The sequence below is a fragment of the Pedobacter sp. 05L430 genome, from assembly GCF_056397585.1.
On the sequence record NZ_JBFTNT010000048.1, the window covers coordinates 23978 to 36816 of the forward strand.

General features: G+C 38.4%; 10 protein-coding genes. All 10 read left to right on the plus strand.

Features of this window, described 5'->3' with window-relative positions:
• The first annotated feature begins 38 nt into the window (after positions 1–38).
• The 10 genes from AC1DG9_RS10095 (at position 39) to AC1DG9_RS10140 (ending at position 12827) form a co-directional block, all read left to right on the plus strand.
• The gene (locus AC1DG9_RS10095; protein WP_288878771.1) at positions 39–1241 is read left to right on the plus strand and encodes a GTP-binding protein; all 1203 of its coding nucleotides are present in this window, start codon (positions 39–41) and stop codon (positions 1239–1241) included.
• Between the two features lie 12 nt (positions 1242–1253).
• Entirely contained in the window at positions 1254–1913 is a 660-nt protein-coding gene (locus AC1DG9_RS10100) for a TonB-dependent receptor plug domain-containing protein (RefSeq protein WP_477634577.1), read from the plus strand.
• Positions 1910–2923, plus strand: coding sequence for a TonB-dependent receptor domain-containing protein (locus AC1DG9_RS10105; protein WP_477634578.1), 1014 nt, complete (start codon positions 1910–1912; stop codon positions 2921–2923). Before AC1DG9_RS10100 ends, AC1DG9_RS10105 begins: the two co-directional genes overlap by 4 nt.
• 40 nt (positions 2924–2963) lie before the next feature.
• Entirely contained in the window at positions 2964–3602 is a 639-nt protein-coding gene (locus AC1DG9_RS10110; RefSeq protein WP_172659658.1) for a hypothetical protein, read from the plus strand.
• Between the two features lie 79 nt (positions 3603–3681).
• Positions 3682–4878 carry a serine hydrolase domain-containing protein gene (locus AC1DG9_RS10115; RefSeq protein WP_288878773.1) on the plus strand — a complete coding sequence of 399 codons (1197 nt, stop codon included), beginning with the start codon at positions 3682–3684 and terminating at the stop codon, positions 4876–4878.
• A 146-nt stretch (positions 4879–5024) separates the two neighbouring features.
• Complete coding sequence (locus tag AC1DG9_RS10120; protein ID WP_172659660.1) at positions 5025–5600, plus strand: RNA polymerase sigma-70 factor; 576 nt, start codon at positions 5025–5027, stop codon at positions 5598–5600.
• A 92-nt stretch (positions 5601–5692) separates the two neighbouring features.
• Positions 5693–6823, plus strand: a complete 1131-nt coding sequence (locus AC1DG9_RS10125; RefSeq protein WP_288878774.1) for a FecR family protein — start codon at positions 5693–5695, stop codon at positions 6821–6823.
• 334 nt (positions 6824–7157) lie between these two features.
• A complete protein-coding gene (locus AC1DG9_RS10130; RefSeq protein WP_288878775.1) occupies positions 7158–10403 on the plus strand; it encodes a SusC/RagA family TonB-linked outer membrane protein in 3246 nt (1081 codons plus the stop codon).
• Positions 10404–10407: 4 nt separating this feature from the next.
• Positions 10408–11925, plus strand: a complete 1518-nt coding sequence (locus AC1DG9_RS10135; protein ID WP_337716511.1) for a RagB/SusD family nutrient uptake outer membrane protein — start codon at positions 10408–10410, stop codon at positions 11923–11925.
• Positions 11926–11963: 38 nt separating this feature from the next.
• Complete coding sequence (locus tag AC1DG9_RS10140) at positions 11964–12827, plus strand: PKD domain-containing protein (RefSeq protein ID WP_337716513.1); 864 nt, start codon at positions 11964–11966, stop codon at positions 12825–12827.
• Positions 12828–12839: the final 12 nt, after the last annotated feature.

A 12839-nucleotide genomic window follows, 5' to 3' on the forward strand; every position in this document is an offset into this window, starting at 1 on the left:
AATAATAAATAAAATATATTTGCAACACAATTGCATTTATGGAACAGAGAAAATTACCCGTAACCGTGCTTAGTGGATTTCTTGGTAGCGGTAAAACCACTTTATTAAATCATATCCTTAATAATAAACAGGATTTAAAAGTTGCGCTGATAGTGAATGACATGAGCGAGATCAACATTGATGCAAGAACTGTTCAGAACGAACATAAACTATCAAGAACAGAAGAGCGGCTTGTGGAAATGAGTAATGGATGTATCTGCTGCACGTTAAGAGAAGACCTGATTACCGAAGTTGAAAAACTGGCTAAAGAGGATCGCTTTGATTACCTGATTATTGAAAGCACAGGCATTTCTGAACCAATTCCGGTTGCCCAGACCTTTAATTATGTAGATGAAAACCTGGGCATAGACCTCAATAAGTTTAGCAGACTAGATACAATGGTAACGGTGGTAGACTGCTATAATTTTAAAAAGGATTTTGGGACTGATGAACTTTTGCTGGATAGAGACTGGGTTGATGACCAGGTAGACCGCAGAACTATTGTAAACTTGCTGATCGATCAGATTGAGTTTGCAAATGTGATTATCCTTAATAAAACCGATCTGGTTAGTGAAGAAGATCTGAAGCTGATAAGGGCCGTGATCAGAAAACTTAATCCCTCTGCAAAACAAATAGAGAGTGTATATAGTAAAATTGATCTTAAAGAAATCCTAAATACAGGATTGTTTGATTTTGAAACCTCATCGCAAGGCGCGGGTTGGATTAAGGAATTAGATACAATTCATGAGCCTGAAACAGAAGAATATGGTATTAGTAGCACCGTGTTTCGCTCATCAAGACCGTTTCATCCACAGCGTCTATGGAACTATCTAAATGTAGATTTTCCAAATAACATTCTAAGAACCAAAGGTCTGTTTTGGATTGCGGCTCTGCCAGATTATGCACTCAACTTCTCCCAGGCAGGAGGCTCCCTTAAAATCGAAAATGCAGGAAACTGGTGGGCAAGTATGCCTTTGCAGGAAAGACTCGGCTATACAGATTACCTGGAAAACCGGCAAGACATAGAAAGCAGATGGGATATGGGTTTTGGAGATCGTTTAAACGAGCTTGTTCTTATTGGACAAGATATGGATAAAGACCAATTGAATGATGAACTAACCTCGTGTTTATTGAACCATAAAGAGCTGATTTGCTTTTGGCAGGGAGAGAAATTTGAAAATCCCTTTGAAAGGGTCCTTTAAAACCTTTTTTTTATGCTGAGAAGATTACTCTTAATTCCTGCTTTTATCGTTTTGCTTTCCGGATATGCACAAGCTCAAGTTCTAATTGATTCGATTAAACTGAAAGAAGTGAGTATTGTGGATAAGGTGAGGCCCATTAGCAGAACCAGTATTTCTGTAACGCTCTCAGAAAAACAACTTCAGCAAACCAAAGGCTCTGGACTGGCTGAAACCATTAAAGAGGTTCCGGGGGTAAGTATATTAAAAACAGGCTCAACCATTTCCAAGCCTGTAATAGAAGGAATGCACGGCAACAGAATACTGATCCTAAATAATGGAATCAGGCTCGAAGCTCAACAATGGGGCCTGGAACATGCTCCCGAAATAGACCCCTTTCTTGCCAGCAGAATTCATGTGATAAAAGGAGCAGAGTCAGTAAGGTATGGAGCTGAAGCAATTGGAGGAGTAATTATAGTAGAACCTCCTTCTTTACCCAGTTCAGCTGGTATATCAGGAGGGCTTAACCTTATAGGCGCATCAAATGGCAGATTGGGTACCACATCTGGAATGCTTAATGGTGGATTAAAATCATTACCAGGCTTTGGCTGGCGATTACAGGGAACACTTAAAAAATCGGGTAATGTACGCTCAGCCGAAAACGCTTATATGGCTTCAATGGGATTTTTCAGGTGAACAATAACATTCCCGGAACATTGGCAAATACATTTATCCCAAACTACGATAGTTTTACCGGCGGTATTTTTCTGATTCAGCGTTGGTTAAAAAATAACTTTGAGTTTGAAGGTGGACTACGATACGACTTTAAGCTATTTGACGCTGCGGGATATAGGTACGCTAACAATGGTGATGAAAGTTCAGAGATTACAGAGCAATACTACGGTGGGCAGAGCAGGTTTCATAATATTACCGGATCGTTTGGGACACTTTGGAAAATTAACCTTTACTGGCAACTAGGCAGTAACTTAGGTTTAGCCTGGAGAGCACCTACTGCCAATGAATTGTTTAGTAACGGACTGCATCATGGTGCCGGATTATATGAAATAGGCGACCCTAACATTAAAACAGAGCAGGGGTACAAATGGATAAACGCTTTAAAATATTACAGAGAAAAACTAAATTTTACCCTTGATGCCTATGCTCAGTATATCAATAATTACATCTATTCTGAACCTGATAAAACTTTCAGACAAACTGTAAGTGGTACCTATCCAATATTCAGATATAAACAAACCAATGCATCATTTTTTGGTACAAGCCTTTCAGGTACTTATCGCTTTTCTGAGGTGCTGTCCTATAAATTCAATGCTGCACTAATCAGGGCGCGAGATCTTGGTAATCGTAAATATCTGCCTTACATCCCGTCGGACAGGGTAGATCAGTATATTCATCTCGATTTTCAATTTAAGAACTTAAATAGTGCCTGGATACAGGCAGGACACAGCTTCGTTCGTCGGCAAACCCGTTATGAGCCCGAAAGCGACTATGCCACTCCCCCAGGAGCTTATCATCTTTTTCAGCTTTCAGGCGGAACAACGATTAAGGTTGGGGAGCAAGAGCTGGGCTTAAATCTTAGTGTAGACAATTTATTTAACACCCTTTATAAGGAGTATATGAATCGATACAGATACTATACTCATGATATGGGAAKGAATATCACCATACGACTTGCCTATAACTTTTAACCGAATAAATCTTATCAATTACATATAATAATTTACAATTATGAACAAATTACGCAATTACTCATTAGCAATTTTAGTAGCGCTTATCGCACTCACATTTAATGCCTGTAAGAAGGATCCCAAGCCAGAAGTGCCGGAAGAAGAGATTGGCAAAGCAGAACTTACTTTTCTTGAAGTTGAACGCGAGGAACATGGGGATCATTATCATTATAACCCTATTGCCGAAGCAAAGCCAACCATTATAACTTTTGATAGTAAAGGCTTGCCTCCTATAGGTACACACCTCCATCTTACAGAAGGTAAAACCTACAAACTAACACTTAAATCATTTGATTTTGCGAATCGTGAAATGCAGCAGGAATTTCTAGAAAAACACAACATCCATCARGCATTTATATTAGGTGCACCCGATGGCATTTTAACTTATGTTTATGCCGATAGGGATAAGGAGAATAAGAAAATAAATGTTGGAGTAATGGGATATTTAACGGTTGATGAGCATACAGAAACAGGCTTTACCTTCCGTTATGTACTTCGCCACCTTAATCCGGGAGTAAAGGCCAGCATCACGGCAGCGAACTGGAATGATATCAATTTTGCCTCAAAGTTTGCGGGGGCTAACGATTTGGATTTAAAATTCGAATTGCACCCAGTGCATGAAGGGGAACATGAACATTAAAAAATAAACTTGTAACAAATGTCATTGTTAGGAGACAAAAGGAAGCATAGAACATATACTTTTGAATAAATAATAGCTTATGAATAAGTCATATCCGGCAATGATAGCCTTTCTGCTTTTTATTAGCAGTCCAGTTTTAAAGGCTCAGCAGATTAAAAAGATTGATGGAACCTCGATTAGTGTTGATTCACTTCGAAACAAAATTTTATTCTTAATGGACAAGGCCAAAGTTAAAGGACTTGAGCTGGCAATTTTCAATAAAAATAAAGTAGTCTATAAGGAGGGGTTTGGTATTGGCAATGATGCCGCGGTGAAGTTACACCCTTCTATGAGCATTTACGGTGCATCTTTAAGTAAAACCGTATTTACAGTATTGGTGTTAAAACTGGTAGAAGAAGGAGTAATCGATCTGGACAAGCCACTACAGGATTATTTACCAAAACCCATCTACGAATATCCTCAAAAAACCAAATGGCAGGATAATTATAACGATCTTAAAACAGATACGCTTTATAAGCGTATCACTGCTAGAATGTGTCTGGATCATACTACTGGATTTCCAAATTGGCGATGGGATAATTCCGACCAAAAGTTACGGGTTGCGTTTATGCCTGGCAGCAGATATAGTTATTCGGGCGAAGGAATGGTTTATTTGCAAACAATAATTGAGAAAATTACTCAAAAATCTTTAGCGCAACTTATGACGGAAAAAATATTTGTCCCTTTTAATATGAAGAACTCTGCTTATACCTGGTTACCGCGATTTGAAACCGATTATGCACTTGGATATAACCAGGAGGGCAAAGCATATGAGAAAGACAAAGATAATGAGGCACGTTCTCCAAGTACTCTTGAAACAACACTTGATGACTATTCTAAATTTGTAGAAACATTACTGCAAGGCCATGCACTTAAGAAGCAATCACAACAAGAGATGTTCCGCCCACAGTTCCGTTTGCGGTCTGTTACCCAATTTGGGCCATTGTCTCAAAAAGACACCAGTGCTAACGACGGGATATCCTTAAGTTATGGACTAGGTTGGGGTTTACTTAAATCGCCTTATGGCTGGGGTGCCTTTAAGGAAGGCCACGGTGACGGATTTCAGCATTATTGTATTGTTTTTCCTGAAACCGGCACCGGCATAGTTATAATGAGCAATAGTGATAATGGAGAAAGTATTTTTAAGGATATACTTGAAATAGCCATTGCCGATAAATATACCCCTTGGAAATGGCAAAATTATATTCCTTATAACTATAATTCTCTTCAAGAATAAAGCGGAAACACCAAATTAAATTTCGCTCCCCTTAGCGTCCACAGAATTGGTAAGCACGATTTTTCGTCGCTTATCAATTCTTTTCAAATTAATTTATTAATATTGAGTTTAAAACGAACTCGGATTCGAAAAGGGGATAAGGATTTATGATCAATTACAGCACATGCTTTGACCAGGAGCTTGTCCTCTTATTAAAAGATGACGATGATGCTGCTTTTAAGGAGATCTATCTGCGTTATGATAAACTTCTTTTGATCTATGCTTATAAGAAATTACGGAATAGGGAAGAAGCAAAAGACCTTGTTCAGGATGTATTTACTTGGTTGTGGAATAGCCGCAAAGATTTCTCTTTAAACACAACCTTGTCTGGTTACCTTTATAAATCGGTACTTAATCGAATTTTTGATGTGGTTAAGCATAAGGGTATCATTAGAAAATATGTGGATAGCGGAAAACATTATGTTGAGATAAGTAATGAGGACACAGATTATTTAATCCGTGAAAAAGATATTGCACTGCTAATAGAAAAGGAAATATTAACGATGCCTCCCAAAATGCGTGAGATCTATACCTTGAAGAAGAAATACTTTCTAAGTACTAAAGAGATTGCTACGGAACTCAGCCTTTCAGAACATACCGTTTCAACCCAAATGAAGCGCGCACTAAAACACCTTAAAGTTAAACTTGGTATTATAGTTTTATTCGTAACTGTCGGTTTTTGATTTATTTTAAATCTTTTTTTTGTCGTTGTACCTAATGGCTTCTTTTGAATCGTCTTAGTCTTTAATAAGGGTTAAACCGGGAATAAAAGACCATGCAAAAAGACATACAAGCCATATTAGATAAAGTGAGTTCAGGAAATGGAACGGCTGAAGAACAGCAGATTGCCAAATACTGGTTGCACCAACTTCACCAGGATGATGATTCCGAGTTTTCTGAAACGGACCTGGATGCGCTTAGCTCTGAAATGTGGCACGAAATTCAGAAGAAAAGAAAAGCAGAAAGCCCAGGAAGACGCTTTTTATGGCCAGCAGTTGCTGCGGCTGCCTGTTTGATTTTAGCTTTCTGTACTGTACTGTATTTTTATCACGATGGTACATCAGATGGTAATAAAATTGCACAAGTATTATTTCAGGATATTTCTGCTGGAGGAAATAAGGCTTATTTAACTTTGGCAAATGGCAAAAAGATTAGTTTAACCGATGCATCTAGCGGTACAATAGCTACACAGGCCGGTATACAAATTACCAAAACATCGAGTGGACAACTTGTTTATACGATTGCTAATCAAAAAGCAATAGGAAAAAACGATTATTATAATCGTATTGAAACACCCAAAGGTGGACAATATCAGTTAAACCTTCCTGATGGAACTAAGGTCTGGCTCAACTCAGCCTCCTCTTTAAAATACCTTGTTAATTTCTCTTCAAAAGAAGAGCGAATTGTTGAATTAACCGGGGAAGCTTATTTTGAAGTAGCAAAGGATAAAAACCATCCATTCCTGGTACGTAGTTCAGGTCAGGAAGTTAAAGTTCTTGGTACTCATTTTAATGTAAATGCATATGACGACGAGAATGGAGTTAAAACTACATTGTTAGAAGGATCTGTAAAGGTGAATAATAATGTTGTTCTGGTTCCAGGAGAGCAATCAGTATTTATAGGAGGTAAGCTTAATGTAAAAGCTGTAAATGCCAGTGATGCGGTAGATTGGAAAAATGGGGAGTTCGTTTTTAATAAAGACCCGCTAACCGATATTTTAAGGAAGGTATCGAGATGGTATAATGTAGATATTGTCTATGTACGCAATCTCGGTTCGCCACTGGATGTCCCTACTTTTAGTGGCTCCGTCTCCCGATTTGAAAATGTATCCGTCATATTGAGGATGCTTGAAGAAACCAGTAATGTGCGCTTTGCCATAGAAGGCAAGACGATAAAAGTAAAATAACCTAACCAACAATCAACAACTAAACAAAACCAAAATGAAAAGAATCAAAGGCAAAGCAAGCTGATATTTCCGCGCAGGTTTTTAAGAAAAAAGCTATGAAAGTGTTTCAGCACTTCCATAGCAATATCTGAGTTAACCATAAAAAACAAATTCCAGATCAGTTTAACGTATTAACCCAAGCTTCAAAGGTATGAAATTATATACTTTTAACCTAGGTGTGCCATGCCAATGGCTACCTCCAGAATTTTTATCAGTTATGAATTCGGTTGTCCGGCAATTTGCTACAGCCGATAAAAGAAAATTACTAATGAGAATTAACTTGATCATAATTATAATGACCAGCTGTTTACTGCAAGTAAGTGCAACCAGTTTTGCGCAGCGATTTAGTTATAATAAACGACAGGTTGCACTACGTCAGGTTTTTCAAGAAATCAAAAAACAGACCGGATATAAAGTGCTGTATTCAGATCAGAACGTCAATGGAAATCTTTTAATTAATGCCGAATTTAATAATGTAGAGTTAGAAACTGTATTGCAATCTTTGTTGAAGGATTTGCAATTGACATATAAGATAGATCAGAAAGTAATTCTTATCAAATCGTTGGCAAGGCCTACGTTTCAACAAATAACAGCTTTGCCAGTTAGAGCTGATATCACGGGAAAAGTGGTAGATAATAAAGGAAAGCCTCTTCCAGGAGCATCAGTAAGTGTAAAAGGAGAGGGTAAGGTTGTAAGTACAAACGATGAAGGGATTTTCCTTTTAAAAGATGTACAGGAGCCTGCAACATTGATTGTTTCATTTATAGGTTACATCCGCAAAGAAGTAGAGGTTGTTAAAAATCAACAATTAGTTATAACACTAATGGAGGATGTTGGTCAGCTAAACAATGTCATCGTTGTTGGTTACGATAGTAAGAAGCAGAATGAACTGACAAGTGCTGTTGCTGTTGTCTCATCAGTGAAATTAAAAGATGTAACGGCTAATAATATAGGCACGATGCTCCAGGGTAAAGTGGCAGGTTTGCAAGTAGTAAACAGTTCCGGTGCACCGGGTGCTGTTCCTGAAATAAGATTAAGAGGGGTATCTTCCGTGAATGCCAACCAAAGTCCGCTTACAGTTGTAGATGGGATTATTGGAGGGAATTATGATCCTAATGATGTTGCATCAATTACGGTGCTTAAAGATGCCGGAGCTACGGCTTTGTACGGCTCTCAGGCAAATGCAGGCGTTATTATTATAAATACAAAACGAGCTACATCCGGAGAAACCAACTTTGAGTTTAAAGCTACATCAGGATTTAGGACAGCTGATTTTGGTAAACTGGATGTGATGAACAGTGCTGAACTGTATGACTCCCAAAAAGAATTTTACCGGGATTATATTGTTGGTGCAACAGATAATTCATACAAGATAGATCTGATTAAATTTTATAGTGAACGCCCGTTATCACTCTTGAATCAGGATTATGACTGGTCAAAAGAATCCTTTAAACCTGCTCCCGTTAATGCATTTTACCTGTCGGCCAGTGGAAGTACAGAAAAGAATAATTATTATGTAGGTGCATCTTACTATAATGAAAAGGGAACATTTTTGAACACAGGTTTTCAGCGCATTAACCTCCGCGCTAATTCAACATACACATTCTCTAAGAAATTAAGTATTACCAATAACATCAACCTGAGTGCATCAATGGGTAAAAGTTATGATTACAACGATGTGTATTATTCCTTTTTAAATCTGCCTTGGGACAATCCATATGATGAAAATGGCACGCCTATATATGTAGATGGGAATTCGGCCTTTAAATGGTGGTCGCGAGATAAAATCAATCCAATCCATACGGTGAAGAATTCTGAACATCCTTACAAAGGGTTTGATGTAAATTATGACTTTGGATTAAACTATAACATTAACAGGTGGTTAACTTTTTCTAGTACAAACAGAGGCTCTGCGGGTTTTAATAAAGGGAAAAATTATTTCTCTCCAATTGTAGCAGGCACTTATCATGGTACTGGTTTTATTGATGAGTTGAATACGCTGAATTATGGTGTTATCTCCAATAACCTATTTAAGTTTAATTTTCAATTTGGTGATCACTCTATTACAGGATTGGCGGGGATAGCCCTGGAAGCTGGACAAACAGAATACTCTGGAGCTTCGGGTAAAGGTTTGCCAGAAGGACTGAAGGTACTTAATGTTGTATCTAACAACCAACTTGTAAATGGATTTACCGATAAAAGTTACCTGCAGTCTGGATTATCGCAGGTTAACTATAATTATAAAAGCCGCTACTTTTTATCAGGCTCGTTTCGTATTGATGGCTCCTCTGCTTTTCCGGAAGGAAATAGGTACGCTTCCTTTCCTTCAGTGTCAGGGGCCTGGTTGGCAAGTAATGAAGATTTCTTGAAAAACAGTACCCTCATTGATAATTTAAAGCTAAGGTTAAGTTATGGTATTACGGGAACGCAGGATATTGGTTCATCGAGGTATCTTGGTCTGTATTCTTTAACCACTCAATACAATTCATTAACCGGAGCTGTGCCTTATCAGCTCGCGAGTCCTAATCTAACCTGGGAAAGTAAGCATCAAATTAATGCTGGTATTGATATCGGCTTATTTAAAAGAGTTAACGTTACCGTTGATGTGTATCGTAACAATACTAAAGATCTGCTTCTGCAAGTTTCGCAGCCTTTGTCTGTTGGCTTTGAAACGAAATGGGAAAATGCCGGAAATGTAATTAACAAAGGGATCGAATTAGGAATTAATACTACAAACATAAAAACAACGGATTTCGAATGGACTACAGATTTTACAATAAACTTTAACAGCAATAAATTATATGGTTTACCGGCAGACATTGTGAAGACAGGATCGTGGAGCATTTCCCAGATTTATCGCAATGGAGGTAATCTTTACGAATTTTATATGCCTAAATGGCTTGGAATAGATAGTCAGACCGGAGCACCTGTCTGGGAAAAGCTGATTTATAATGAAGAAGGCAAAGCGGTTGCGAGTGAGAAAACACTAAATTATGCGGAAGCTACTACTCAGGAATCAGGATCGGCGTTGCCCAAGTATCAGGGTGGTTTCAATAATAGTTTGAGTTTTAAAGGTTTCAATTTACGTGTAAGTACTTACTTTAACTATGGCAATAAAGTGTTTAGCAACAACCTTCGTTTTATGATGAACGATGGACACGAACCTTATTATAACCAGATCAGACTACCGGATGGCGCTAAGATCTGGTCTGGTCCTGGTGATACTGATGCTACTGAGCCAAGCCCTCAGAATTCAGCAAATTCTACAGAAACATCTACCCGTTATCTTAAAAACGGCAGTTATTTTACAATCAGAAATATTTCATTTAGCTATGCCTTGCCTGCGTCGTTGGTAAAGAAACTGCACTTTAAAGCAATCACCTTAGGAGTTACGGCTGATAATGTGGCTACATTTTCGAATTTCTTAGGTCAGGATCCACAAACAACGATTAGTTCAGGAAGTTTTATAACGCCAGGGGTATCAGACTTCAAATATCCAAATAACAGGCAATATTTATTTACCGCTAACTTCAACTTTTAAGCATATGAAAAAGTATTTATTCTCCATAATTGTTCTCCTACTTATCTTTGGGAACAGCTGCAAAAATCTTGATGTTGCACCAAGTGATGCCATTAGTACGGAAACACTGATTACTACTACTGACGGCTTAACCAATGCTTTAAATGGTGCTTATGCTTTGTTTAAAGATCATATTACATTTAACGGTACAATAGATCAAAACAATATGTATTTGCGTCAGTTTTATCATTTGTCTGACTTTGCCAGTGATGATATTGTATGCGGACAAGTCACTACCGACCCTCTGTTTTATAGCTTTAGTCTTGGTCATTCACCCTCGCAAGGCAACACCAGGTATTTTTGGTATGTGTCTTACAAAATAATTACTGGTGTCAATACGGTAATTGAAGCTGTAGAAAAGTCGGGAACACAGGATCCGGCAAAGCTGCAACTGCTTGGCGAATGTTATTTTCTAAGAGCGTTTTGTCATTTTAACCTGGTCAGGTTGTTTGGTAAACCTTATAGCGTTGATCCTAATGCTGATGGGGTTATCCTGCGTACAAACCTTACTGATCCATCTAAAAAGAAGAGGTCTACGGTTGCAGAAGTATATGCTGCTGTTATTGCCGATGCGGAGAAGGCTGCTTCTTTAATGACCCAGCCGAGAACAGTGCAATATGCATCAAAAGAAGCCGCCTGGGCATTGTTATCACGAGTGAACTTGTACAAAGAAGATAATCAGAAAGCCATTGAATATGCCAATATGGTGATCAATTCTAAACGGTTCAGTCTTGCGACTGCTGCGGCCTATCCTTCCTTATTTGCCAATGCGCAAACAAGTACCGAAACGATTTTTTGTATTGCCTTTACCCCAGTTGACGATTATGGTAAATTTGGATCTATCGCATCGATGATCTATTCCGACGGGAATTCGGGATGGGGCGAGGAGTATGCTTCTTCTTCTTTGAGGAATGTGATGTCAAAACATCCTGAAGATGTTCGTTGGTCTTACATCGTCCCGCTGAAAGATGGCAATGGAATTATTCAGAAGAAAAATGGCATCGAAGTATATTATATAAGCAAGTTTTCTTTCCAGGGTGGCCTTCCAAATCTAAGCTCCCCAATCATGTTCCGTTTATCAGAAATGTATTTGAATAGAGCAGAGGCAGAAGCTAAGTTAAGCAATACTGGCGCCGCTCTTGACGACGTAGATCTGATCCGTAAAAATCGCGGACTGGAGAATTCTTTATACAATAAAACATTGCCATCAGGGTATTCGGCATTAGACGTTGTTCTGGAAGAGAAACGTATAGAAATGGCTTTTGAAGGGCATAGAACCTACGATATTTATCGCAATAAGAGAGCTATGAGTAAAGCTTATTGGGGTTATCACCTGGCCGGATTAAAAGAAACAGATATTGATTTGAGTAAGACACCAACTGGTTATGCTGACCTGTCTGTGAACTACACTAATCCCAGGATCATTTATTTTGTGCCTATAGATGAAGTGCTGAGTAATACGCTTGCTACTCAAAATCAATAATCCAATATTAAAATGTCGATTATAAATATTTTATTGATATGAAGAATTTAAAAAATAACATATTCCGATTGCTGATCATGATCACAGCGGTTACCATATTATACTCCTGTAAAAAGGATAATACCCCAAAACTGACGGATTTGCTTTATGACCTTACAGTGGATGGTAATCAGGTTGCCTTTAAAACAGTAACAACAGGTATTTCATCATACAGGTGGGACTTTGGCGATGGAGGTTCTTCTACTGATGCCAATCCTGTACACGAGTATGCAGGTAAAGGTAAATACGTAACAACACTTTATGCAACAATAAATGGAAGTGTAACGGAGGCCTCTACCGTTATCAGAATTGCTAAAACTTCACCTGTTAAGCTTGATGACAATACCTTGAGTGACTGGGATAAAGTGACTACCAATATCCTTACTGCCGGTCCGGAAGGAGGTATTTTCCGATCAGCTAAATTTGATTACGATGGCAATTTTATTTACGTATATATAGAGATGAATTCTAAAAGAGCCAATGGCGATATCTTCGATTTCTATATTGACTCAGACAATAGTGCTGGCACGGGTTTATTAAGTGCCTATGCGGATGGTGGGTTTGATATTCTGCTGGAGGGACAACTGTTGAGCTCAGGTGTAGACATCTTTTACCATAATGGTGCACAAAATAGCTTTAGCTTTGCTCAACAGTCCATTTCAGAGGCTTATAACGTAGGTACTGTTACAGAAACCGCTGGTGTTTTGAGGTTTGAAATGCGTATTGCCCGTGGAAAGCTGAAGGGGCTAACAGGCACTGGAATGCGAATTGGAATTATGGCCACAAAAAGTGATTGGTCGGTAACCCTTGGCAGTATTCCTGATGCAGGAGCTTCGGCATTCCTGCTTGATATGAGTGAGTAGTTTTTAAAATAA

Bases quoted from the DNA above. Each gene is read 5' to 3' on its own strand.
- AC1DG9_RS10140 (WP_337716513.1), top strand. From the start codon at position 11,964: ATGAAGAATTTAAAAAATAACATATTCCGATTGCTGATCATGATCACA.
- AC1DG9_RS10120 (WP_172659660.1), top strand. From the start codon at position 5,025: ATGATCAATTACAGCACATGCTTTGACCAGGAGCTTGTCCTCTTATTA.
- AC1DG9_RS10130 (WP_288878775.1), top strand. From the start codon at position 7,158: ATGACCAGCTGTTTACTGCAAGTAAGTGCAACCAGTTTTGCGCAGCGA.
- AC1DG9_RS10115 (WP_288878773.1), top strand. From the start codon at position 3,682: ATGAATAAGTCATATCCGGCAATGATAGCCTTTCTGCTTTTTATTAGC.
- AC1DG9_RS10125 (WP_288878774.1), top strand. From the start codon at position 5,693: ATGCAAAAAGACATACAAGCCATATTAGATAAAGTGAGTTCAGGAAAT.
- AC1DG9_RS10100 (WP_477634577.1), top strand. From the start codon at position 1,254: ATGCTGAGAAGATTACTCTTAATTCCTGCTTTTATCGTTTTGCTTTCC.
- AC1DG9_RS10095 (WP_288878771.1), top strand. From the start codon at position 39: ATGGAACAGAGAAAATTACCCGTAACCGTGCTTAGTGGATTTCTTGGT.
- AC1DG9_RS10135 (WP_337716511.1), top strand. From the start codon at position 10,408: ATGAAAAAGTATTTATTCTCCATAATTGTTCTCCTACTTATCTTTGGG.